Origin of the sequence: Antarcticirhabdus aurantiaca (assembly GCF_009765365.1) — a bacterium.
Classification (GTDB): Bacteria; Pseudomonadota; Alphaproteobacteria; order Rhizobiales; family Rhizobiaceae; genus Antarcticirhabdus; species Antarcticirhabdus aurantiaca.
The window spans coordinates 44,160-69,014 of sequence record NZ_VTOM01000009.1 but is presented as its reverse complement, the minus strand read 5'-3'; the positions used below and the strand labels follow the sequence as shown (position 1 = coordinate 69,014).

General features: G+C 70.7%; 15 protein-coding genes. 12 read left to right on the top strand and 3 right to left on the bottom strand.

Translation table 11 applies throughout. The features are described from left to right. Positions 1-111 precede the first annotated feature (111 nt). Complete coding sequence (locus FZN60_RS12460) at positions 112-1,881, bottom strand: zinc metalloprotease (RefSeq protein WP_158873806.1); 1,770 nt, start codon at positions 1,879-1,881, stop codon at positions 112-114. Between the two features lie 306 nt (positions 1,882-2,187). Between FZN60_RS12460 and FZN60_RS12455 the strand changes: the two genes are divergently transcribed. The 11 genes from FZN60_RS12455 to FZN60_RS12405 all read left to right on the top strand — a co-directional run bounded on the left by FZN60_RS12455 (position 2,188) and on the right by FZN60_RS12405 (position 22,533). Further along, the gene (locus FZN60_RS12455) at positions 2,188-9,225 is read left to right on the top strand and encodes a cupredoxin domain-containing protein (RefSeq protein ID WP_158873805.1); all 7,038 of its coding nucleotides are present in this window, start codon (positions 2,188-2,190) and stop codon (positions 9,223-9,225) included. After that, the gene (locus FZN60_RS12450) at positions 9,213-11,054 is read left to right on the top strand and encodes a YncE family protein (protein WP_158873804.1); all 1,842 of its coding nucleotides are present in this window, start codon (positions 9,213-9,215) and stop codon (positions 11,052-11,054) included. The genes FZN60_RS12455 and FZN60_RS12450 overlap by 13 nt, the downstream gene beginning before the upstream one ends. Further along, the gene (locus FZN60_RS12445) at positions 11,051-11,629 is read left to right on the top strand and encodes an SCO family protein (RefSeq protein ID WP_158873803.1); all 579 of its coding nucleotides are present in this window, start codon (positions 11,051-11,053) and stop codon (positions 11,627-11,629) included. The genes FZN60_RS12450 and FZN60_RS12445 overlap by 4 nt, the downstream gene beginning before the upstream one ends. Further along, positions 11,626-12,822, top strand: a complete 1,197-nt coding sequence (locus tag FZN60_RS12440; RefSeq protein ID WP_158873802.1) for a c-type cytochrome — start codon at positions 11,626-11,628, stop codon at positions 12,820-12,822. Before FZN60_RS12445 ends, FZN60_RS12440 begins: the two co-directional genes overlap by 4 nt. 30 nt (positions 12,823-12,852) lie before the next feature. Beyond that, positions 12,853-13,428 (top strand): response regulator, encoded by a 576-nt coding sequence (locus FZN60_RS12435; RefSeq protein WP_158873801.1) that lies wholly within the window; start codon positions 12,853-12,855, stop codon positions 13,426-13,428. A 294-nt stretch (positions 13,429-13,722) separates the two neighbouring features. After that, the gene (locus FZN60_RS12430; RefSeq protein ID WP_369413039.1) at positions 13,723-16,425 is read left to right on the top strand and encodes a PAS domain-containing hybrid sensor histidine kinase/response regulator; all 2,703 of its coding nucleotides are present in this window, start codon (positions 13,723-13,725) and stop codon (positions 16,423-16,425) included. 88 nt (positions 16,426-16,513) lie between these two features. Beyond that, the gene (locus tag FZN60_RS12425; RefSeq protein WP_158873799.1) at positions 16,514-18,214 is read left to right on the top strand and encodes a sensor histidine kinase; all 1,701 of its coding nucleotides are present in this window, start codon (positions 16,514-16,516) and stop codon (positions 18,212-18,214) included. Between the two features lie 212 nt (positions 18,215-18,426). Further along, a complete protein-coding gene (locus FZN60_RS12420; protein ID WP_158873798.1) occupies positions 18,427-19,509 on the top strand; it encodes an ABC transporter ATP-binding protein in 1,083 nt (360 codons plus the stop codon). A gap of 79 nt (positions 19,510-19,588) precedes the next feature. After that, positions 19,589-20,587 carry an ABC transporter substrate-binding protein gene (locus FZN60_RS12415; protein ID WP_199266550.1) on the top strand — a complete coding sequence of 333 codons (999 nt, stop codon included), beginning with the start codon at positions 19,589-19,591 and terminating at the stop codon, positions 20,585-20,587. Then, positions 20,580-22,292, top strand: a complete 1,713-nt coding sequence (locus FZN60_RS12410; protein WP_158873797.1) for an ABC transporter permease — start codon at positions 20,580-20,582, stop codon at positions 22,290-22,292. The genes FZN60_RS12415 and FZN60_RS12410 overlap by 8 nt, the downstream gene beginning before the upstream one ends. Positions 22,293-22,350: 58 nt before the next feature. Beyond that, positions 22,351-22,533 (top strand): hypothetical protein, encoded by a 183-nt coding sequence (locus tag FZN60_RS12405; RefSeq protein ID WP_158873796.1) that lies wholly within the window; start codon positions 22,351-22,353, stop codon positions 22,531-22,533. A gap of 117 nt (positions 22,534-22,650) precedes the next feature. On the opposite strand, the gene FZN60_RS12400 is transcribed toward FZN60_RS12405, so the two are convergent. Next, positions 22,651-23,049, bottom strand: a complete 399-nt coding sequence (locus FZN60_RS12400; protein ID WP_158873795.1) for a RidA family protein — start codon at positions 23,047-23,049, stop codon at positions 22,651-22,653. A 167-nt stretch (positions 23,050-23,216) separates the two neighbouring features. Between FZN60_RS12400 and FZN60_RS12395 the strand changes: the two genes are divergently transcribed. Next, positions 23,217-23,825, top strand: a complete 609-nt coding sequence (locus FZN60_RS12395) for a TetR/AcrR family transcriptional regulator (RefSeq protein ID WP_158873794.1) — start codon at positions 23,217-23,219, stop codon at positions 23,823-23,825. A 46-nt stretch (positions 23,826-23,871) separates the two neighbouring features. Here the strand turns inward: FZN60_RS12395 and FZN60_RS12390 are convergent, their stop codons facing one another. Further along, complete coding sequence (locus FZN60_RS12390; protein ID WP_158873793.1) at positions 23,872-24,837, bottom strand: Bug family tripartite tricarboxylate transporter substrate binding protein; 966 nt, start codon at positions 24,835-24,837, stop codon at positions 23,872-23,874. Positions 24,838-24,855 lie beyond the last annotated feature (18 nt).

The following is a 24,855-nucleotide window of genomic DNA, read 5'->3' as shown; positions in this document are numbered from 1 at the left end:
GCGCTCGATCTGGTCGCGGCGGATCGGCTCAAGAGGCAGCCGGCGATCTTCCGGACCTCCGGAACGCGCTCGCGCCGGCCTGCTGTCACCTCGGCCGTTGAGGCGTCCCGTTCACCGCACGAGCAGCGCTCGCAGTCGGCCGACGCCTGCCGGAAGGTGCGTCGGCACGACAGCCTGCAGGTGCGCCTTGGCCTTGCGGCGGTTGGTGCCGCAATCCCGGCCGTCGACGCTGTCGCGGTGCGGCTTCAGCCAGCCCTGGGCCGCGACGTAGTGCAGGTAGGCGCTCGTGGTGTTGCCCGCGTCCGTCGGAAGAAGATGGGCGTGCTTGTCCATCATGTCGGCCCAGGCCTGCTTCTCGGACAGGGGATGGCGCAGCCAGATGGCACGGCACAGAGCGGCGTCGGCGAACAGCGCTCGCGCGAACAGCTCCTCCTCTCGCGTCGGATACAGGATGCGGATCTCGGTGGCGGCGAGAAGCGGGCCGGCCTGCAACCCCTCGAACCGCGCCTCGACCCGATAGAGGCCCGGTTCCTCGAACAGCGGCCCGTCCTGCGAGAAGCTGAGGAGGATGCCGTCGAACGCCTTGTGGGCATCGGGCTCCAGGCGCCGGCGGCGGGGCGTCTGACACAGGCGAGCCGGTGGAACGAAGCTGCGCCGGCTCCCGTCCGGCGTCGTGACGGCGACGTCGAGCCACCCGTCGCTCGGGTCGAGCGCGTCGACGAAGGACAGCCGCCGCGCGCCCGTGTTCCGGATCTCGGCACGCAGGAAGATCGGCTCGCCGAGAGCGTAATGCGGCTTCAGCGGCGCGATCGCGAGGTCGGCGGCGGATGCCCGACGCCCGCTTGTCCGGTCGCTGCCGCCGCCCCGCACGAAGCTGGGCCAGGCGCGCTCGTCGAAGTGGCTCTGCCCCGGCGCGATGTCGCAGTGATAGGCGTGGCGCAGATAGGGCAGTTCCGTCTCGCCGAAGCAGCCCGGCTCGAAGGCCGTCCAGAAGGGATCGGTGCCGCCGGGATACCGGTCGGGATAGGTCATCCAGGACAAGGCGGACGGCCCCGGCGGCTCGGCGAGCCAGGCATGCGGCAGGTTCAGGGCGTGTCCGATCTCGTGCAGCACGGAGAAGACGAGCTCGCGGCGCCAGACCTCGTCGTTTGGCGTGGCGAAGGCCGCGTGGTCGAGGAAGACCGCGACGCCCTGGCGAGCCCGTTCGCCGAAGGTCTCGTACATCATGCCCTGCGTATGCTTGCCGGTGCCCCCAGCCAGGCTGCTGCCGAGTAGCATGCTGACGAAAAAGTCGCCGTCGCCGAGAGGCGGCGGCTGGAGATCGCGCAGCCAGGCATGAAGGTCGCGGAACTCGATCCGTCGCGGCGTCGCCGTCGGGTCGGGCGCGACCCCGGTCTCGATCGCCGCCGCAATGCCGGCGGCGGCGAGGGCCGACACGATCTGGCGCCCGGCCTCGGAACTGTCGTCGACCGGCTCGCGCGGCACCACGCCGGGCCAGACGTCGACGCGCAGGACGAGGCTGCGAAACAGGGTGTCGACGAAGGACAGGCTCCCGTTCAGCGCGGCGAAGGGATGGACCAGCCTGACGTCGACCCGCCCGGCTTCGCCCGGCAGCAGATCGAGCGTGACGCGGAAAGCGTTCGCGCCGGTCCGGCTCACCGTTTCGGCGGAGAACCGCAGAAAGCCGTCGGCTCCCTCGGCGGGAAAGCCGGCCGTGCCGGGCGGATCCGAAACGAAGGAGGAGATCGCTCCGTCGGGCTCCACGACGTCGCCGCTGATCCGCATCAGCCCGCCGCCCGCCGCATTTCGCTCGCAGCGCAGGATCATGGTTTGCCCGCCATCGAGCTGACCTCGATAGCGTCCGCTTGCCAGAATGCCCATCCTTCGGCCTCCGATCGACTGCCGATGCTCGCTGCGCATGTTGATGCCAAATAAGTTCTATGTATAGTATGCATCGGCAGCAGGTAGATCGTACCCGAGCGGGTGTATCGTGTCCGCGTCTCGGGGCATTGCTGTCAGAGCCTGAGTGCCGGTTGCGAGCATGATCGGGATCGCGTCGATGTTCCGCGATCTGCTCGAGTATCAAGGACTTGCCTTCCCTAACGTCGTCCAGTGCGTGAAGCTTGTGCGCCGCCTCGGCAAAGGGCGGACAACGCATGGCACGCATGATCTCCGGGGTGTGGGCCCATGCTCGACGTTGTTCGTCTCGCTCTGTCGCAGCGGCGCCGATCCGGCGCGGCGCATCCGCCGCGGATCGCCGTCGCGCTCTCCACGCTTCTGCTCGCGGCAAGCGGCGGCCTTGCAGCCAGCGAGGCCAATGCTCAGGAGGCGGGCCGCATCGTCCACGCCGACGTCGTCGCCCTCGACCATCTCATCGTCTACAACCGCTTCGGCTCCTTCAATCCCTACGGCATGATCTTCGCGCTTGAGCGCGACGTGTCGGCCCTCGATGCCGGAAGCGGAGAGGGGCCGAACGCCGAGGCGTGCGGCGAGATGAGCGGCGCCGAAAGCGGTACCGGGCCGCTCGAACCCGGCGAGGTCCTGCTTCGCGACTGCCTGCGGCCGCGGCCGCTGGTCCTGCGCGCCAACGTCGGCGACACGCTCGAAGTGACGGTCACCAACCTCCTGCGGCCCGACCAGCCGGGATTGTCGAATGCCGCGCTGCCGCCCTCGGCGACTGTCGCCGAGCCCGGGCCCGGTTTCTGCGAGGACGCGGGCGCAAGCTCCGTCGCCCTTCGCGACGAGGTGGGCGCCGCCTTCGCGGAGCAGTGCCGGGCGGTCGAGGCGGACGGCGACGAGGCCGTTGCCGCCAACGGCTACGGGACGGATTGGCCGCTGACGCGCACCCTGTCCTTCGTCATTCCCGGCCTCGAGCCGGTGCCTGCCGGAAGCGGGATCCATCCGGCCTGCATCGGCACCGGTGCGGTGGCGCCCGGCGCGAGCTTCACCTGCCGCTGGCGCCTGCCGTCCGAAGGCACGCATCTCGTGTCGAGCTATGCCGCGCCGGCCGGCGGTGAGGCGGACGGCGGCTCGCTGATCCACGGCCTCTTCGGCGCGCTCATCATCGAGCCGGCTGGAAGCCAGGCCTTCCGCAGCCAGGTTTCGCGCGCCGCCTTCGACCGCGTCTGGCCGAAATCGGAAGGGCCGGTGCGCCACGCGCGGCAAGGCACGGTCGACTACTTCGCGGCGGTGCCCGACGGCGGCGACGCGGCGCGCGTCGGCCAGGGCTTCGACTGCGGCGTGCGGGACGTTCCGGTTCTCGCCATGCTGCGGCCCTGCATCGTGGACGGCGCAGCGGCGCCGGTCTTCGAGATCGTCCATTCCGACCTCAACGCCGTCGTCGTCCCGGAGGCGGAGGCCGAGCCGCTGCCCGTGGCCAGGACGGAAGCGAGCCTGCGCGAACGGCGTCTGGCGCGCGAGGCGGCCGCGCCGTTTCGCGAATTCACCGTCATCTTTCACGACGAGCTGAAGACCTTCTACGCCGACGACCTGAAGGCGCTCGGCCGCTACGGCCAGCTCGCCGGCGTGCGCGACGGCTTCGCGATCAACTACGGCTCGAGCGGGGTCGGCGCGGCCGTGCTCGCCAACCGGCTCGGCATCGGCCCCGCCGGGCAGTGCGCCGAGTGCCTCTACGAGGAGTTCTTCCTGGAAAGCTGGGCGAACGGCGACCCGGCGCTTCTCGAAGTCTTTCCCGACGATCCCTCGAACGTCCATCACTCCTACCTCAACGACAAGGTCGTCTTCCGCAACCTCCACGCCGGCAAGGAAACCCACGTCTTCCACCTGCACAGCCATCAATGGTTCGCGGGCAACGACTCCGGCCGCGGCGCCTATCTCGACAGCCAGACCATCGGCCCGCAGCAGGGCCTGACCTACCGGATCTACCAGGGCGGGCTCGACCGCTTCGCGCCGCGCCAACCGGACGGCAGCCTTCCCGAGCCGAAGGGCTACTGGGCCTCGCTCGGAACGGGAAACCGCAATCGCACGCCGGGCGACGCGATCTTCCATTGCCACCTCTACCCGCATTTCGCGCAAGGCATGTGGGCGCTCTGGCGCGTCCACGACGTTCTGGAGGACGGCACGCGCCTCCTGCCGGACGGGCAGGTCGAGCCCTCGCTCTCCGTCGAGCCGCGGGGGAAGCAGACGCAGGCGGAGATCCTGGCGGGCGCGACGCCGCCGCGGCGGGAGGGCAGCGTCGGCCCGCAGGGAGAGTGGCGCGAGCCCGGCGCCGCCCGGCAGGACTCGGGAACGCCGATCCCCGGGCTCGTGCCGCTGCCCGCGAACGGCCTGCCGCTCCTGCCGACCTATGCCGACACCGAGGGCGCCGGCACGGCCATGCCGGGCTACCCGTTCTATATTCCCGGCGTGCCCGGCCATCGCACGCCGCAGCCGCCACTCGACATGGCCGAGGCGGCGAACGCGCTGAAGCCGGACCTCGCCGCGGCGCTCGGCCGACCGCGCCTCGACGGCGGGCTTCCGCGCCACGTGGTGACGGCCGGGCGATCCCTCTCGGGCGCCGCGACCGACGAGCAGCGCGAGCGCTTCGAGGCCGGCGAAGACCCTGTGGTGCCGATCGAGCGCATGCTGGCGCTGGGCGACATGACCTCGGAGTTCGGCGACCTGCGACTGGAGCTTCTGCCTCATGACGGCACCCGGCTCGAACAGTCCGCCATGCGCTTCCATCACGACGGCGCAGGAGTGAAACTGCGCGATGCGCACGGCGAGGTCGTCGCCGCGCCCGGTGCCGACGCCGGCGCCTACGAGGTTCCGGCCGCCGGCCGTCTGGCGGCGATGCCCGTGCCCGTCGCGGCCGCGGCCCCTCCGCCTCTACAGCCCAGCCCGAGCCCGGCCGCGGTGCCGCCGATCCGCGCCTTCTTTCCGGTGAACGGCGCGCCGCCCGCGCCCGGTGCGCCCTTCGCCGATCCGTGCGGCGCGCCGAGCGTGATGGCGGGCTATCCCTTCCGCCGCTTCGACGCGGCGACGGGGTCATGGGCCCGAGATCCGCAAGCCTTCGCCGAAATCGCCGATCCGCTGCGCGCGGCCGGGATCAGGATGGTGCCCGATCCGGGTCTTCTGGGATTCCGCCGCTTCCAGGTCTCGGCCGTGGACGTCGATCTCGTGGTCAACCGCGCCGGCTGGCACGATCCGCAGGGCCGGATCAACGTCCTGTCCTCGCAAGCGGGCGCCATCAAGGGACGCGCCACCGCCACCGCCGAGCCCTTCTACTTCCGCGCCTTTTCCGGCGAGTGCATCGAGCTCCAGCACACCAACGAGACGGCCAAGGCGCTGAAGCTCGACGACTTCCAGATGAAGGTGCCGACCGACACGATCGGCCAGCACATCCACCTCGTGAAGTTCGACGTCACCTCGTCGGACGGCTCGGGCAACGGCTACAACTACGAGGACGGCACCTTCTCGCCGCAGGAGGTCCTGGCGCGGATCTGCCACTCGCGCAGCCGGGCGACGAAGCGGGCCGGGGAGGACCCGTCCTCCATCGACGACGTCGCCGAGCGCACCGACGCTCAATGCGCCGCCCAGATGATCGAGACGGTCGCCACCCTGGACCGTCTCCTGCCGGAGAACATCCAGTATTTCCAGACCACCGTGCAGCGCTGGTTCGCCGACCCGATCCTCAGCTACGAGGGGCTCGTCGCGCGTGCGGGCGAGGGCGCGCAGGTCGCCGACCGCACCTTGCGCACCGTCTTCACGCACGACCACTTCGGTCCCTCCAACATCCAGCAGCACGGCTTCTACTCCGCGCTCCTGATCGAGCCGTCGACGCACGTCGTCTGCCCCCTGCCGCGACCGGGCGAGGATGCCGCGTCGCCCGAGCTCTGCGTCGCCGGTCCGGCGACGGCCCAGAACGCGATGCCCTTGGTGCCGACGCTCGGCACTGAAGCGTCCGAACGCCTCGTCGGCGCGCGGGCCAACGTCTTCACCTACAAGGACAACGCGCTGGAGCAGCCTGGGGACCGGCCGAGGCTCGGCGACCCGGCCAATCAGGTCGCCGGCGATCCCCTGCAGGTCGATGCCCGCGAATATGCTCTGGCGATCGCCGACTTCGCGCTTCTCTACGACGGCAGGCGCGAGGCCGATGCATCCTTGCCGGTGCCGCAGCCAGCCGACGATCTCCGCGGCCTCGACCGGCTGGTGGCCGAGGCCATCGATCCCGCGACCTCGCCTTCGCCGGACGACGTCGTCAACGGCGAGGCGGCGCCGGCCCTCGATCTGGCGCTGCAGGGAACCCCGCTGTCGTCGAGCGAGGCCCGCGTCGCCGAACTCGCCGAGCGCCGCCGAGAAATCCGGCGCGAGCACGGCCGCCCGATCGCGCCGCCGGCCCGCCCCGAGGCGATCTCCGCAGATCACCACGATCCCTATCTCGTCAATTATCGCGGCGAGCCGATCCCGCTTCGCGTGGGAGGCGACCGGAACGGCCTGCCGCCGCCCTTCGCCGCGAGCCCCTGCGCGCCGGCCGGCGCGCCGCGCCTGTCCGCGACCGACCACCGCAGCATCGTGCGCCAGCGCGGCGGCGAGGCGGGCGACATGGCCAACATCTTCCGCTCGGACCTGCACGGCGATCCCTGCACGCCCGTTCTCGAGGCCCTGTCCGGCGAGCGCCTCGTCGTCCGCCTGGTCCAGGGTGCGCAGGAGGTCCAGCACATCTTCACGGTCGAAGGGCGCACCATCCGGCGCAACGTCGACCAGCCCTTCCCGGCGGAGCGCCACGAGCCGGGGCGGAGCGGCCCGCGCTCGCGCAGTAGCGCCTGCCTCGAATCGCCCTTCGCCCGCAGCGGACGGCCCGGCGAGTTCCCGGGCTGGTCGTTCGGCGGCTACGAAACGGAACCCTTCTGGACGGACATGAAGACCTTCGTGGCGGGCTGCGACAACCCGCTCGGCTTCGTCGCCGCCCACGAGATCGGCATCTCCGAGCACTTCGAATTCGGCTCGCTGGTCGCCAGCGGCGTCAACAGCCAGACGCCGTCCCTCGCGCCGAACACGAGCGCGAACGGTTCCGGCGATGCGGGAGCCGGCACCAGCCTCGTCGCGAGCGTTCCGGACGGCCGGCCGTCGCTCGACCTCCTCTACCACTTCGGGTCGACCGACGCCCTGTGGAACGGCGCCTGGGGCCTGATCCGCACCTATGACGGGCCGGGCGAGGCCGACGCGACGACGTGCCTGTCGATGCCGCCCCGCACCAGCGACGATTTCAACCGCTGCCTGGATCCGGCGGCTGCTGGGAGCGCGGTGGGACGGCGCCTCGTGCCGCTGCCGGTCCTGCGCCAGCAATGGCGGGCGATCACGTCGGGTACGCCGGCTCCGCCTGCGCCCACGATCGCGCCGACGGTTCCGGCCGAAACCTCGAGCCTCAAGGCCTGGTGCCCGGTCGGCGGCGACCGCGTGCCGGCGATCGCCGCGGCGGTGCGGGCGGGCGAGGTGCTTCCCAAGAATGACTTCGCCGTTCCCGGCACGATCTACGGTGCGGGGCCCCGCCAGAACGGGCTGTTCGATCCCGACGGATTGATGCTCGTGCCCCTGTCGCTCGCCGAATTGGGCCTCGATCGTCCGCCCCTGAACCTCGCTCCCTACTACGCCGGCGGGTTCGGCATGGGGCTCTACGAGGCCCTCGCCGGCCGACAGGACTCGACGCTCGCGGGGCTCGATGCCCGCGCGATCCGCGCCATCATCCGCCGCAAGCTCGACGTGGCGATCCGGCCGGGCGACGATGCGCCGACGCAGGCCGCCAAGCGCGCCGCGATCTTCGGCACCCCGTTCGTCCTCCGCGTGGCGGCGGGCGACTGCGTCGACCTGCTCCTGATCAACGCGCTGAATGCGACCGGACCGATCTGGGACCAGCCGGGCGACGCCCTGATGCCGCCGATCGTGCCCCTCAACGTCGACCGGCGGCAGGCGGGCGGTTCCTTCGAGCTCGTGCCCTCGCGGCAGGTGGCCTTGTCGCTGCCGCTGACGACGCCGATGCTGAGGCCCGGCGGCCTCCAGGCCGTCGGCCTCAACGAGGCCCGCGCCGTGCCGCCGGGCGGCTCGTCGCGACCGTTCTGGACCGTCACGCGCTACTTCGCCGGCTTCGCCTGGGCGAGCGAGAACCGACTTGACCAGATGCTCGATCCGGCCTCGGGCTCCGGCCTCGACGCCGCGCTGCGGGCCGCAGCCGGGGCCGGCGCGGGGGAGGCGATGCGAATCGTCTTGCGCAGCAGCGAGATGGAGGGATGTCCCACGCAGAAGCAGATCACCGTCTTCGGTCTGGTCCTTTGCGTCTACCACATCCCCGAAGAGCAGACGGGGTTCGTGCAGCGGGCGCTCGACGCCTTCTTCGCCGAACCGGGTCGGGCGGATCGCGTCTTCGTCAGCATACCCTATGCTTTCGGCGCTCTGCCGATCCGCTCGCTCGGCGACGTCGTCTCGCACGGCGTGCACGGCCTGTCGGGAACGCTGGTCGTCGAGCCCGAGGGATCGATGCCGACCGGAAGTCCGGCGGAGCGCTTCGCCTGGCGCCATGCCCCGGCAGCGCTCGTGCCGGTGCCCGCCGTCACCGTCGCCGGCGATCCCGGAAACGCGACGCACGTGCCGGAGGCGATCCTGCGCGAGCGGGTGCTTCTCTGGCAGGACGGCCTCAACCTTTGGCGCCGGGCCGCCGCGGTGGCCGCGCTCCCCGGCTGGAGCGGGCGGCCGCTGCCGGACTGCGTCGTCTGCGACGACTCCTATGACCGCGGCGAGCACGGCGTCGATTATCGCTCCGCGCCGTTCCGGCTGCGCATCGCCGGAACGGGCGGAGCCGACGCGGCCTTCGGCACGCGCGGCTATCCCGATCGCGGCGACGGGGACGATCTCAATGCCGTCGAGTTCGCGCCCGACTTCTTCGCGCGGCGTTTCGCCTCGCCGCAGACGCGGCCGCTCGCCGGTCCCGAGATCGCGGCGCGGCCGAAGGAGGAGATCGCCGTGCGGATCGCCCTGCCGCAGGGTCGGGCGCGCCAGCGGGCCTTCGTGTCGACGGGCTTCGGCTACGACGACCTCATGCCCGGCTTCGGATCGGGGCACTCGGCGCTGCTCGGTCCCGGCAAGGCCATGACGGCCTTCGGCTGCGCGCCGGAGGCGTCGGGCGACTACCTCTGGCGCGACGGTCCGCAGCACATCTTCGCGGCCGGCGTCTGGGGCTATCTCGCGGTGTCGCCGAACGTGCCGGGGGAGGCGACGCCGTGCGGGCCTTGAACCGGGGCGGCCACGTCGTCGTCGCGCTCGGCCTCCTCGCGGCGGCGGTCGCGACCGCCGCAGCCCAGGACGTTCCGCCTGCTCCGGGCCTGCGGACCGCCATGACGATCGAGCCCTTCTCCGCGAGCGGGCCTGCCGGCGATCGCCCCCTGATGGCCGGACAGGTTCTTTCGGTCACCGTCTCGTTTTCGGACGCGGCTTCGGGTCGGCCGGCGACCGGGCTCGCGCCGCGCGCCTTCGTGCGGCGGCTGGAGCCGGGCGCGCCGGGCTGCGGGGCGGCCGCCCACATGCTGCGCGCCTCGGGAACGCTGTCCCCGGACGATTTTCCGCTCGACGGGCGCTACCTCGTCGGCATCGCTCGCGAGAACGGACGGGCGCAGCTCGTGGTGACCGATCTCGCCCATCGCCTCGGCGCTGCCAACACCATCAGCGTCACGCCGATCGAGGGCGCGGCGGACGGCTTCACGATTGGCGGAACGGTGCCGCGCGCCTTTCTTCTCGATCGCACGGCGGGGCGGGTCGAGGCGGTCGAGCTTCCCGCCGGCGGTCGGCGCCTCGTCGCCGAGGGCCTTCGAGGCCCCGGCGGCATCCTCGCCATCGGCGACGACGGGCTGGTTGTCGCCGAGGACGCGACCGGATCGATCGCACTTTTCGACGGAGACGGCCGGTTCCAACGCCGCGAGCACCTCGAACCCGCTCCCTTTCGCATCACGGCGTCCGGCGCGGGCGCGATCGTCGCGGCGGCCGATGGGTCGGCGGCGATCCTGCGCGATGTTGAGTCCACGCCCTTCCGCCTGCCCGCGGCGAGCTTAGGCCCAGCGGTCGCGGCCGATGGCGTGGCGCTCGTGTCCGCCGGCCCCGACGCACCGGAACTGCAACTTCGATGGCTCGACGCGCCCGCCGACGCGGCTCGCCTGTTGCTTCCGTTTTCGCCATCCGGCTTGGCGCTCGGCGAGGCCGGCAATCGCCGCTACGCCCTGGCCTGGAGCGACGGCGAGCGCCCCGAGCTCGCCGTGGTCGATCTGACGTTCTCGCGCGTTGCCGCGCGGTTGCCGCTTCCCGGGCCGGTGACGGCGAGCGCCCGCGCCGGCACCGCCTTCGTTCTCGCGCACGCCGATCCCCGTCTCGTGAGCGTCCTCGATCTCGCGCCGCTCGGCGCCGGCGCGCCGCCCTTCCTGCGCCGGGTGGACATTCCCGGACCACCGCCCATGCCGGGCGGCGAGAGCGGGATCCTCGTGCCGCTCGATCCCGAGCCGATGGCGCTCTTTCTGCCGCCCGGCAGTCCCGTCGCCTACCGGATCGCGGCGGGCGGCGGCATCTCCAACGCGATGACCTCGACCATCCGCGTGGCGGGGCGAGCGATCGGAAAGCTCGCGCTCTTCGATCGCGGCTTCGCCGAAATCGCGCCCGGCCGCTTCTCGGCCCTCGTGACGCTGCCGCGCGGCGGCGCCTACCAGCTCGTCGCGACCACGGGGCCGGGAGGAACCACCGGCTGCGCCGGCTTCTTCGTGGACGGACCGGGCGCCGAGGAGTTGCCGCCCGCCTCCCTCCGCGTCGTCTCGATGACGCCGCCGCCCGCGCCGGGGGGCAAGGCGGTGGTGGTCCTGGCGATCCGCAACCGGCCGCCGGGCCTCGCCGAGGGCCCGCTGCCACTCCGGCTCCATGATCTCGGCTTCGGCGCGCCCAAGCGCCTCCTGGCCCGCCCGGGTCCGGACCAAACCTTCGTCGTCGAACTCGCGCGCCGGTTGGGGCGCTTCTCGCTGTCGGTTGAGGCGCCGGGCGTGGAGATCGCGCCGGCCGTCTTCGACATCCGGAGATCGACGCCATGACCGCTTGCGACATCCTGCGACGGATGCTTCGTGTTGTTGCCGCGGGCTTGCTCCTTTCGGCGCCGGGCGCCGCCCGCGCGATCGACCTGAGCGTCGAGAGCAGCGCGCCGGGACCGCGGACGGTCGGGGTCGACCTCGTGACCTCCGATGGGCGGACCTTGCGCTTCCCGGACGATCTGGCGGGCGAGGGGACACTGCTCCTTTCCTTCACCCTGACCGGCTGCGTCGCCCAATGCCCGCCCAGCGACGCGATCATGGACGCCGTCGCCCACATGGCTCGGGCGGAGGGTCTCGACGGTCTCACCCTGGCGACGCTGACGCTGAACCCGCTCGACGATACGCCAGAGCGCCTCGAAGCCGAGCGAGCCCACTATCTCGACCCATCGCGGATCTTCCTCACCGGCCATCCCGCCGACGTCTTCGCCGTTCTGGACGGGCTCGCGATGCGCCCGTCCAGCGGCGAGGATCACACCGTCCGCTTCGTGCGCTGGGCACCAGGAGACAGTGGGCCCTCGATCCGCGACGGCTTCGTCGAACCGGGGGAACTCCTGGACTGGGTCCGATCTCCGCCGTGAGGCACTGTCTGCGCCTCGTCGGCCTTCTCGGCTTGCTGGCCTCGAACGGTCCCGCGACCGGCGAGGAGACGGGAAGCGCCATCTTCCGGGGCACGCAAGCCTCCGACCGGGCCGCGACGATCGCCGGCGTGCCGCAGGCCGGGCTTCGATGCTCGGGCTGCCACGGCCGCGACGCCTCCGGGACGGTGGCGGGCTCGGCGACGATCCCGCCGGTGGACGGCCGGAGGCTGCGCGAGCCCGCGCTCGCGCGTCCGGCCTACGACGCCGCGCTCTTCGCCCGCGCGCTCCGTGACGGGCTTCGCAGCAACGGACGGCCGCTGGCTCTCGCTATGCCGCGCTACGCGTTCGACGATGCGCAGCTCGATGTCCTCTGGCGCTTCCTGTCGCAGATCGAGACGGACGAGCGCCGCGGGGTCGAAGCGGGTCGGGTCCGCTTCGCCGTCGCGGCGCGGCCCGGCAACCGCGAGGAAGCGGAAGCCCTCCGCCTGTCCCTGGAGCGGGCTTGGGGCGCCCTCGGTTCGCCTGACGTGAACGGGCGGCGCGCCGAATTCGTCTCGATCCTCGCGGATCCGTCCTCCGGCGCGTTCGACGACGTCTTCGCGGTTCTCGGCAGCGAGCCGGGAACCGCCTTCGGCACCGAACTCCTCGATGCGCTCGTCGCCCAAGGCATCCCGGTGGTCGGTCCGGCCCACCTGCCGTCGCGGGATCGCGAGCGCCTGCCCGATGTCGTCTGGCTCACCCCGGGCGAGAGTGCGGTTGCGGACTTCATCTCGCGGAACGCTGATGCGCTCCGGGAGGGCGGGGACCGCGCGGAGCGTCGCGCGGCGTCGGCGCGCGACCTCGCCGCGATCCTGGCGCTTCCCCAGGCGGACCTCGCCGACACCAGCCTCATCGTGTCGATCTTCGCCGTGGAAACGCCGAGCGATCTCCAACGCCTCGCCGAAGCGCCTGCCGAAACCCTTCTCGTGAGACCAGCCTCTCCCTTCACCAGCCGCGACGATCTTGCGGACCTGCTTGCGCGCATCGTGCGTGACGGACTGGCCGAAAGCGGGCGCGATCTCACGCGCACCCGGTTTCTGAAGGCCGTCGCACGCGCCACGTTCGGGATGCGCAGCCCGTCCGCCGGCGGTGGCGATGGCCCGACGTCGAGCACTGACGTCGACGTCATCCGCCTGAGGCCCGCCGGACGATAGTGCAGGCCCTCTTGTCTGGCGAAGGACAGCTTGCCCGCTCGCGAGGATCGACGTGGGATCTGCCGAACGATCCGGGACCGCGATCGCGTTCGTTTCCGGCCGAGGCGCGATCTTCCGACGCGCTTCCACGGTCACCCTTCGCCGTCCACAGACTTCACGCCTATTCACCGCATCCTTCCGGTCGGACGGTGTGTTTGCGGCTCGAAGGAGCCTGCAGCAATGACCCTATGCGTGTTGATCGTCGAGGATGAGCCTTTGATCGCGATGGATCTGCAAAGCATCATCGAGGATGCGGATCACGAGGTCGCCGGCATCGCCACGCGGATGAGCGAAGCCATGGAGATCGCTTCCAGGAAGCGTCTCGACGTCGCGATCATGGACTACAACATCGCCGGCAGCCACGACGGCGTGGATGTCGCCCGGCGATTGAGGGAGGAGCATGGTGTCGGCTCCCTCTTCGTGTCAGGCAACGTCAACAACCGTCTCCGAGCCATGGCTGCGGCGTGGGAGCCCCTGGGCTTCATCGCCAAGCCCTTCCGGGACGAGGACATCCTGCGTGCCCTCGAGCCGCTCGCCCTCGAAGCGCGGAACCACCAGGGATGCTGACCATCGCTGATCGGTGCGGAGCGCTCCGTTCCCCCTGACGCGCAGCCGCTGACGCGCTGGGAACAACCCGCTCGGCGGGAAACCACCGGCATTTGGGCATGGCGGCCCGGCGGCGGACGACGACCTGCCGGCCGGGCCGTCGCACAACCAGGCCGAGCCTCGCCATAGGCGCCTAGTCGTCTATCTAGGCTCCTCCGGGCCCCGCTCCCGGCCAGCGGAATGGATCGGGCGTCGGTCTCTTCGGATGGCGTCTTCCATGATCCCGCAGCCCGCAGCCGGACCCGACCTTTCGAGATGACCGATCCCGAGCCGACTGGACCCCACCTCGACGGAAATACCGACCGTTACGGCGCGATCCTCGACAACACCGATCTCGGCTTCTGCGTCCTGGAGGTGCTTCACGATCCCGACGGCCGAGTTGTCGACTACCTCTTCGTCGAGACCAATCCGTCCTTCGAGCAACAAACCGGACTGAGCGACGCGACGGGGCGCACCGCTCGGACCCTCGTGCCGAACCTCGAGCAGGCCTGGGTCGATGCCTATGCCGACGTCGACCGTCGGCGCGAGCCGAGCCGCTTCGAGAGCGGCTCGGACGCCATGGCCCGATGGTTCGACGTCTACGCCTTTCCGGTCGACGCGCCGGAGCGCCATCGCGTCGCCCTCCTGTTCAACGACACGAGCGCCCGCAAGGCCGCCGAAACGGAATTGCGCCGGAGCGAGGAACAGTTCCGCGTCTTCGCGCAGGCCGTGCCCAACCAGGTCTGGGCGGCGACGGGCGACGGCCATCTGGATTGGTTCAACGCCCAGGTCTACGCCTATTGCGGTGCGGCGCCCGGCACGCTCGACGGTGCCAAGACCTGGGGCCGGATCGTGCATCCCGACGACCTGCCGAGGGCGGCGGAAGCCTGGACCCGCAGCCTCGCCACGGGCGAGACCTACGAGGTGGAGTTCCGCATCCGGCGCCACGACGGCGCGTTCCGGTGGTTCCTCGCGCGCGCTCTTCCCGTTAGAAACGAGGCGGGCGCCGTTTCGCGCTGGGTCGGCACCAACACCGACATCGACGACAACAGGCGGCAGGCGGCCGAGCTTGCTCGGCTCAATTCGGCGCTGCAAGCCAAGGTCGAGGAGCGGACTCGCGAGCGCGACCTGATCTGGAGCGCATCGAGCGATCTTCTCTGCGTCGCCGATCTCGACGGCTACTTCGTCGAGCTCAATCCGGCCTGGGCCGAAACGCTCGGCTGGAGCGAGGAGGAGATGCGATCGCGGCCGTTCCTCGACTTCGTTCATCCCGGCGACCGGGACACGACCGGCGCGGCCGCCGCCCGGCTGTCGGATGGAGAGGCCCAGCTCTCCTTCGAGAACCGCTACCGACATAGCGACGGCAGTTACCGCTGGCTGTCCTGGAACGCGGTGCCGCGGGAGGGGCGCATCTACGCCACCGTGCGCGACGTGACGCAGGTGAAGCGACAGGCGGAGGAGCTCGATCGCCGCACCCGCGAACGCGACCGCGTCTGGCAGAGCACCAACGACCTGATGGGGACCGCCGGCTTCGACGGCTACATGAAGTCGATCAACCCGGCCTGGACCCGCATGCTCGGCTGGACGGAGGAGGAGTTGCTCGCTCGTCCCTTCGCCGAGATCGTCGATCCCGCCGACCACTCGGAAACGGCCGACGTCGTTCGACGTCTTTCGCAGGGCGAGACGGTCACCGACTTCGTCGACCATGTCCGCGGAAGGGACGGCGCCTACCGGACGATCGACTGGACGGCGATCCCGGAGGTGGAGACCAGCTCGTTCCACATCGTCGGCCGCGACGTGACCGATCAGAAGCGCGTCGAGGAGCAGCTGCGCCAGAGCCAGAAGATGGAGGCGGTCGGCCAGCTCACCGGAGGGCTCGCGCACGACTTCAACAACCTCCTGGCCGGGATCTCGGGCAGCCTCGAGATGATGGAGACGAGGATCGCCCAGGGGCGCAGCGCCGATGTCGAGCGCTACCTGTCCGCCGCGCAAGGCGCCGCGCGCCGCGCCGCAGCCCTGACGCACCGGCTTCTCGCATTCTCGCGGCGCCAAACGCTCGAACCCAAGGCGACGAACGTCAACGTCCTGGTGGCCGGGATGGAGGAGCTCGTCCGGCGCACGGTCGGGCCGTCGATCCTGGTGGAGGTCGTCGTCGCCAGCGGCGCCTGGCCGGTTCTCGCCGATCCCAACCAGCTCGAGAACGCGCTCCTGAACCTCTGCATCAACGCCCGCGACGCCATGCCGGACGGGGGCAGGCTCACGATCGAGACGGGCAATCGCTGGCTCGACGAGCGGGCGGCGCGCGAGCGCGACCTGCCGCCGGGCCAGTACGTCTCGCTCTGCGTCTCGGACAATGGGACCGGCATGCCGCGCGACGTCGTCGAGCGGGCGATGGAGCCCTTCTTCACGACGAAGCCGATCGGCGTCGGCACCGGCCTCGGCCTCTCGATGATCTACGGCTTCGCGCGCCAGTCCGGCGGTCAGGTGCGGATCTATTCGGAGGTCGGGCAGGGCACGATGGTCTGCGTCTACCTGCCTCGCCACCTCGGCGACGCCGAGGCCGAACCCGTCGGAGCCGCGCAGGCAGCGGTGCCCGGCGGCGATGGTGAAACGGTGCTGGTCATCGACGACGAGCCGCTGGTGCGCATGCTCGTCGTCGACGTCCTGGAAGATCTCGGCTATAGGGCGATCGAGGCGGCCGATGGCCCCTCGGGCATGAAGGTGCTGCAGTCGAACGCACGGATCGACCTTTTGATCACCGATGTCGGCCTCCCCAACGGCATGAACGGACGGCAGGTCGCGGACGCGGCCCGGGAACTCAGGCCGACCCTGAAGGTGCTGTTCGTGACGGGCTATGCCGAGAATGCCGTACTCAATCATGGCCATCTCGATCACGGCATGTCAATCGTGACGAAGCCGTTCAACGTCGAGGATCTCGGCCGCCGAATCGGAGCCGTCATCCGGGACGAACGGCCGTGAGGTCGGCCTCGCGCAGGGTGCCGACGGTTCGGCGAGGCTGGAGGGGCACGAAGCCCCCGGCCGGCTCGATGGCAGATGTCGAGCGGCGATGAAGCTGTCGATCCGAACCTTGCCGATCCGCTGGCACCTTCTGGTGTTCGCCGTGCTGATCCTCGTTCCCCAGCTCCTGCTGGGCCTCGGCCTCGGCTGGTGGTACGCGGTCGCCGAGCACAGACGGGTCGAAGAGGGCGCCGTCGCGCTCGCGGCCACCGTGAGCAGCCAGCTGGACCGCGAGCTCGAGGCGACGAAGGCGGCGCTGCAGGCCCTGGCGGCCTCGCCGAACGTCGCCGCCCAGGATTTCGGCGCGCTGCGCGAGCAGGCGCTGGAACTCCTCAAGCTCCGCGGATCGATGATCTCGGTGCGGGATCGCGATCATCGCCAGGTGATGAACACGCTCGTTCCCACCGGCGAGCCCTTGCCCGTGAACCGGGATCCAGCGGTCGTCGCCGCGGACATGCGAGTCTTCTCGACGGGCGAGCCGACCGTGTCCGACCTGTACACAGGCGCCCTGACGGGCGGGCGATACGTGCTGGTCAACGTGCCCCTCAGGGTCGAGGGCGAGGTTCGCTACGCTTTGAACATGGCGATGGCGCCGGAAGTGATCCGGGGCATCCTGGCGAACGCGCCTCTACCGGCGGCGTGGACCGCGACCGTTCTCGACGGAAACGACCGCGTGGTGGCGCGGAGCCGCGATCAGGAGCGCTACATCGGCGAGCTCGCGCCGCCCTCGTTCACCGAACGAGCGGCCGAGTTCCAGTCCGGCGTCGTCGACGATGTCAGAGCCCTGGACGGGACGCCGGTCTTCACGGCCTACGACACGCTGGAGGTGACGCCCTGGCGCGTCGTGGTCGCGGTACCCCGGTCGGTCCTCAACGCGCCGTTCCGAACGCTCGTTCTGTCTCTCGCGGCGGTGATCGCCCTCGTTCTCGCGACGTCGGTGGTTCTCGCCCGGCTTTATTCCCTGCGCCTGGAGCATGATGTCAGGGCCCTCCAGGCCCTGGCAGCTTCGACGGGGACGGGCAGACCGGCGGATCGGACGCCGCAGACGGTCAGCGAGCTCGTGACGGTCGCATCCGCGCTGCGCGAAGCCGATGCCTCGCTTCACGAGCGGAACCGTCATCGCGACCTTCTTCTGGCGGAGCTGAACCACCGCGTCCGCAACACGCTGTCCGTGCTTCGCTCCGTGGTCGAGCACACCATTCGGAGCAGCGGCGACAACGCCGCCCTGGCGTCCAAGACTTCGGGGCGCATCATGGCTCTGTCGAGAGCGCACGATCTCCTGTCGCACGCCGAATGGTCGGCGACGGCGCTGTCGGAGCTCGTCGCGAGGACGGCCGAGCAGGAGCGTCTCACCATGCTCTTCGAAGGCCCGGAGATTCGGATGCGCGCCGAAGCCGTGGTACCCCTGGCGCAGGCCCTGCACGAACTCGCCGTCAACCAGCGCCTGCACGGGCAGGCGAGGGACCAGCCCGTCGTCCTTCGCGTCGAAAAAGCCGGCGAGCACATGCACTTTCATTGGATCCTGCCCGACGGCGAGGATCCCTTGCCGTGGACGTCCGGCTTCGGCCTGCGGCTCGTGCGCCTGTGCCTGGAGCGTCAGCTCTTCGGCCGGATCGAACGCCTCGACGCCTCCGGGCTCTACGCGACCCTTCCGATGGCGTTCGTCACGGGCGAAGGGTTGCGCACCGAGCCCTTCGCTGCGCGATGGAGCGAGCGAACGGACGCTGCTGCGGCGTCATCGAAGCATTAGCCGCGGCTCGAACCGGCGCACGACGTCCTGCTCGTCGGCCGTGCCGAAACCGTCCAGCGGCGGAGCATAACTCTCAAGCGCGCGGTCGGTGCGACGACGGGGCATGGGGCGAACGTAACGCGGCCATCGGGCTCTTCCCGCCTACCTTGTCACAGCACCGTCGCATGCCGGGGCTAAGTGGCCGGACTTCGGGCGGCAATTTGACGGCGTGCATGGTCGGTATCCTTCTGCGGCAGGTGAGCAAGAGCTACGGCGGAACGTGCGCCGTCGACGACCTGGACCTGGAGGTCGAGGACGGCGCCTTTCTCGCGCTTCTCGGGCCGTCGGGCTGCGGAAAGACGACCGTCCTGCGCCTCCTCGCCGGGCTGGAGCGCCCGGACGGCGGCACGATCGCGCTCGGCGAGCGGGTCGTGGCGGGCGAGGGGATCTTCGTCGAACCCGAGGATCGCGGGCTCGGCATGGTGTTCCAGTCCTATGCGCTCTGGCCGCACATGACGGTGGAGGGCAACGTGTCCTTCGGCCTGCACGGGCGCGGCCTCGATCGGTCGGAGATCGCGGCGCGGGTCGCCCAGGCGCTGGATCTCGTCGGTCTCTCCGCCAAGGCGGGCGCGCGGCCGCACCAACTTTCCGGGGGCCAGCGTCAGCGCGTGGCGCTGGCACGCAGCCTCGCCATGCGGCCGCGGCTCATCCTCCTCGACGAGCCGCTCGCCAACCTCGACGCGAATCTGCGCGCGAGCATGGCCGCGGAGTTCCGGCGCATCCACGCCGAGACCCGCACCACCTTCGTCTTCGTCACCCACGATCAGGCCGAAGCCATGGCGCTCGCGACCCGCGTCGCGGTCCTGAATGGCGGGCGTCTGCAACAGGTTGGGGCGCCCGAGGACATCTGGCACCGTCCGGCCTCGCCGGCCGTCGCGCGCTTCGTCGGCAACCGGCGGCTCCTGCCCGTGGAGGTGCTGGGCGCCTCGGCGAGCGACCCGGCGCGGCGCGACGTTCGCCTCGCCGAAGGCGTGCTCTCGCTGCCCGGTCCGGCGCCGGCCGGTCCGGGCTGGCTCTGCCTGCGGCCCGACGGGCTCGCCCTTGCCGAGGATGGTCCCCGCCCGCCGGGCGAGCCGCTGCTCGGCGGCACCGTGCGGGATGGACATTTCGAGGGCGGCCATCATCTCCTGACGGTCGATCTCGCACGCGCAGGCGAGGCAATTGCGGTGCAGGTCCGCAGTCCCGTCCCGCTGCCCGCCGGCGCGGTCGTGCGGCTGCGCGTCGTGGATGGCTGGCTGCTGCCGCGGGACCCCTGACGCTGCGGCCGGCAGTCATCCGCCTGTCATGCGGCCGCGTTAGCTGCTGCGTATCCCGCCGTTTCCGGAAGGCCGTCGCATGTATTTCCGTCTCCGCTCGTCCATCGTCGCGCTCGCCGCCGCCGTCATGCTCGCTGCTCCCGCCGCGGCGCAGGATGCGGCGACCGGCACGATCACCGTCTACACCTCGCAGCCCAACGACCAGATGACCGCGGTGGTGGACGCGTTCCGCAAGGATCATCCGGGCGTGTCCGTCGAGATCTTCCGCGCCGGCACCACGGAGCTGATGGCCAAGCTCCAGGCCGAGTTCGCGGCCGGCAATTCGCCTGCGGACGTGCTGCTGATCGCCGACACGATCGCGATGACGCAGCTGAAGAACGACAAGCGCCTGATGCCCTATGCCGAGGCACCCGTCGCCGACATTCCGGCGACGCTGGTCGACCCAGACAAGACCTATTTCGGCACAAAGCTCATCACCACGGGCATCGTCTACAACACGCAGAAGGTCCAGACGCCGCCGACCTCCTGGGCGGACCTCAAGGACGAGACCGTCGCCTCGCAGCTCATCATGCCGAGCCCGCTCTATTCCGGCGCGGCGGTGATCCATGTCGGAACGGTGACGCAGCAGCCGGACTTCGGCTGGGACTACTACCAGGCGCTTGCCGATGCCGGCGCGGTCGCGGGCCAGGGCAACGGCACGGTGATCGAGGCCGTGGCGCGCGGCGAGAAGGCCTACGGCATCATCGTCGAGTACATGGCGATGAACGCCAAGGCGAAGGGCTCGCCGGTCGACTTCGTCTTCCCCGCCGAGGGCGTTTCGACGATCACCCAGCCCGTCGCGATCCTCGCCGGCACCGACAATCCGGAGGCCGCGAAGGCCTTCGTCGATTGGCAGCTCGGCCGCGCCGCGCAGGAGCAGTCGGTGGCGCAGGGCTACTTCCCGGTCATTGCCGGCATGGCCCCGCCGACCGGCTATCCCGACCAGGCGACGCTCAAGGTTCTTCCGACCGATGCCGCCAGGCTCCTGGCGGACGAGAGCGACCTCAAGATGCGCTTCTCCGACCTGTTCGGTGGCTGACGTCGCCGACGCCGCGGCCGGCCGCCGGCCCGGCGGCTTGCGGCTGCGCAGACCCGCGCTTCGATCGGAGGCCGTCCTCGCGGGCGGCCTCCTGCTTCTCGTCTGCGCCGCGTGCCTTTATCCGCTCGCCCGGCTGATCGCGCTCGCCTTCTCGCCGGGCGAGGACGGCGCGAGCCTCGGCACGCTGTCGCAGGCGCTCGCATCCACGGCCGTGCAGCGCGCGCTCGTGAACAGCCTCGCCGTCTCGGCCGGCGCGACGATCATCGCGACGCTTTCCGGCGCAATTCTCGCGCTCGCGCTCGGATACGGCCGCTCGCGCGGGCGCATTGCCGCAACCTTTCTCCTGCTCTCGCCGCTCCTCGTCCCTTCGCAGATCATGGCGCTTGCCTGGATCGAGCTGTCCGCTCTGGCTTGGCCGGGATCGGGCGGCAGCCCGCTCTATTCGGGCTGGGGCATCGCGGCGCTGATGGGCGTCGAGGCTATGCCGCTGGTGTTCCTGGCGACGCGCGCCGCCATGAAGGGCCTGCCCGCCGACCTCGTCGAGGCCGCCCGCATCTGCGGCGCCAGGCGCGGACGGATCCTCGGCCGCATCGTTCTGCCGCTGCTCGCGCCCGGCATTCTCGGCGGCGCCGTTCTCGCCTTCGCCGCCTCGATCGGAAACTTCGGCATTCCCGCGCTTCTCGGCATCCCCGGGCGCTTTCCCGTTCTCACGACGCTCGCCTACCAGCGGCTGAACGGCTTCGGGCCCGCGGTCCTGCCGCAGGTCGCGGTGATCGCGCTGATCCTCGCCGTTCTCGTCCTCGGCGCCCTCGGGGCGCGGGCGCTTCTGCTTCGGCGCATGTCGGTGCCGGTGGAGGCGCGACCGGGCGCCCCCGCGCCGGTGCTGCCGAGCGCGACGCGCCCGCTTGCCCTCGGCGTGGTGTGGGCGGCCGTGACGGTGGTGGCGATCCTGCCGATGCTCGCCCTCGTGCTCAGCTCCCTGGCGCCGGCCCTCGGCGTCGCGCTGAGCCGGACCAGCGCGACCGCGGCGAACTACGAGACGGTCCTCTCCAGCGCCGCCGTGCGCCGTGCCATCCTGAACTCGGCCGCGCTCTCGCTGTCCATGGCGGTGATCGCCGGCCTCGTCGCGGTGCCGCTCGCTTACCTCGCCAGACTGCGCCGAAATCCCGCCGCCAAGCTGACGACGCTTGGGGCCGAGATTCCGTTCGCCGTTCCCGGCACGGTGGTGGCGCTCGCCTTCATCCTCGTCTTCCTGCCGCCCTTGCCGATCGTCGGCGTCTCGATCTACGCGACGCCGGCGATCCTGCTCCTCGCCTATGTCGCGCGGTTCCTGCCGCTGGTGCTCGGCCCCGTTTCGGCGGCGCTCGGCCGGCTCGATCCGGCGCTCGACGATGCGGGCCGCGTCTGCGGCGTCCGTCTGGGGCGGCGCCTGCGGGGGATTGCCGCGCCGCTCGCCGCACCGGCCGCGGGGGCGGGCATGGTTCTCGCGGCGCTGACCGCCTTCAACGAGCTGACGGTCTCGTCGCTTCTCTGGTCGGCGGGCACCGAGACGGTGGGCGTGATGGTCTTCGCCTTCCAGTACGAAGGCAATTCCGGCGAGGCGTCGGCGCTGTCCGTCCTGTCGATCCTCGTCGTCGCGCTCCTTGCCGTCCTGTTCGACCGGCTCGGCCGTCGCCTTCCCGGCATCGTTCCCTGGCGGGACTGACCAGACGGGAACCATCACGAGCGACGCGGGCTTCTCATCGCTTGGCAAAGGAGATTCCATGTCCAAGTCCGAGCATGACACCAAGGCGCCGGCGATGCAGAAGATCGGCGAGGATCACGGCACCCCCGGCCATCAGGAACGGCCGCTGACCGACGACGAGAAGCTGGAGAAGTCGCTCGAGGACAGCTTCCCGACCTCCGATCCCATCCAGCCGAGCCGGATCGACGGCCCCAACAACTAAGGTCCGACCGGACCACGCCTCTGCCTCCAGGAGGCGGAGGACGGCCCGGCGAGCTGCCGGCTGCCCCCTGATCCGCCTTGCCGCAGCGGCGTCGATGGTGCCGCTGCGGGCCGGCCGTCAGGCCGCGGCCGGGATGCGGGCGATCACCTTGATCTCGAAGTCGAAGCCGGCCAGCCAGTTGACGCCCAGAGCCGTCCAGGTCGGGTAGGGCGCCTGCGGAAAGGCATCGCCCTTCGCCTCCATGACGGCCGGAAACTGGTTCTCCGGGTCGGTATGGAAGGTCGTGACGTCCACGACGTCCTCGAAGGTACAGCCGGCTGCGTTTAGGATCGCCTCGAGATTCGCGAAGGCCTGCCGCACCTGGCCCGGAAAGTCCGGCTCGGGCGAGCCGTCGAGCCGGCTCCCAACCTGGCCGGACACGAACAGGAGGTCGCCGGAGCGGATGGCGGGCGAGTAGCCGTGCTTCTCGTAGAGGGCGTGACGGTTTGCGGGAAAGACGGGGTCGCGTTTCGTCATGATCGGATCCTTCCTGGGCGGCGCTGATCGCGCGAAGCCTGCCGCGCGGCAGCAGCCGGAGCTTTGCGGACGCCGCGTGGTTTGATATACGGCACGTATCCGAAGTATCTCAGATACGGAGCGTATGTCAATCGACGTGCGCGCCGCCGTTCGCTGGAAGAACCCTCATGCGTGCCAATCGCCGCCTCGAAACCATGGAAGAGAACCGCGCCAAACTTGTCCAGGCGGCGCGGCGCGCCTTTGCGGAGAAGGGGTTCGCCGCCGCATCCATGGACGAGCTCACCGCCGATGTCGGCCTGACGCGCGGGGCGCTCTACCACAACTTCGGCGACAAGAAGGGCTTGCTGGCCGCGGTCGTCGCCGAACTCGACGGCGAGATGGCGGCCCAAGCTCGGCAGGCCGCCGAGGCGGCGCCGAGCCAGTGGGAAGCTCTGCTGGCGGAAGGGGCCGCCTATATCGAGATGGCGCTCGATCCGCAGGTCCGGCGGATCGTGCTTCTCGACGGTCCGGCCTTTCTCGGAGACCCCTCGACGTGGCCGAGCCAGAACGCCTGCCTCGAACTGACGAAGCAGGCGGTCGCCGACCTCGTGGCCGAGGGCGTCATGAAGCCCGTCGACGTCGAGGCCGCGGCCCGCCTTCTGAGCGGCGCGGCCTTGAACGCCGCCCTCTGGATCGCTGCCAGCGACGAGCCGCGCGCCGTCCTGCCCAAGGCCGTCGAGGCCTTCCGCGCGATGGCGACCGGCCTCCTGGCGGAGCCATCGTCGATCCGTTCCTGAGGCGAGAGCAGCCGCGACGACGCGCGGCCGCTCTTCGCTCGTCCAACTATTCCGGCTGGATGCCGGCCTTCTCGATGACGCCCTTCCAGCGGGCCATCTCCTGCGTCAGGAAGCTCGCGAACTCCTCGTTGGAGTTGGCAACGACCTCGAAGCCGAGCTTGCCGAATTCCTCCACGATGCCGGGGTCCTTGAGCGAGACCTGGAGCGCCTCGTTCAGCTTCGTCTTGGTCTCGGCCGGCAGGCCCTTCGGGGCCGCGACGCCCTGCCAGGAATTGACGACGACGTCGGCGTAGCCGAGCTCTTTCAGCGTCGGCACGTCCGGCAGCATGGAATGGCGCGTCTCGCCGGTCTGGGCGAGGGCCTTCATCTGCCCGCCCTGGACATAGGTCAGGATCGCGCCGAGGTTCTGGAAGGACACGTCGACGTGGCCGCCGAGAAGATCGGTCTGGGCGGCCGAGCCGCCCTTGTAGGGCACGTGGACGCCCTCCGTACCCGTCGCCTGCCAGAACAGGGCTGCCGTCAGGTGGTCCGAGGACCCCGTCCCCGAATTGGCGAAGGTCACGGTGGCCGGCTCGGCCTTCATGGCCTCGACCAGCGCGGCGACGTCGGCCGCCTCGAACTGCGGGTTGGCGACGAGGACGTTGGGCGTGCGCACCGCGACGGTCAGGAGGTCGAAGTCCTTGACCGGATCGTAGGCGAGGTTCTTCTGGAGGTACGGATTGGTCGCGAAGGTGCCGAGCGAGGCGACCATCAGGGTCTGCCCGTCCGCCTCGGCGGCCGCGACGCGGCCGGCGCCGATGGATCCCGTCGCGCCCGGCAGGTTCTCGATGACGAGGTTGCCGCCGAGGGCCGCAGCCATCTTCGCCTCCATAAGGCGGGCGGTCGTGTCGGTGGCGCCGCCCGGCGGGAAGGGCACGACGATCGTCACCGGCCCATCGGGAAAGGCATAGGCCGCGCCGGCAACGGCGGACATGACCAGTCCGGCGGCGAGCCCGATCAGGGTGTTCTTCATCTGGTTTCCTCCCAGGTT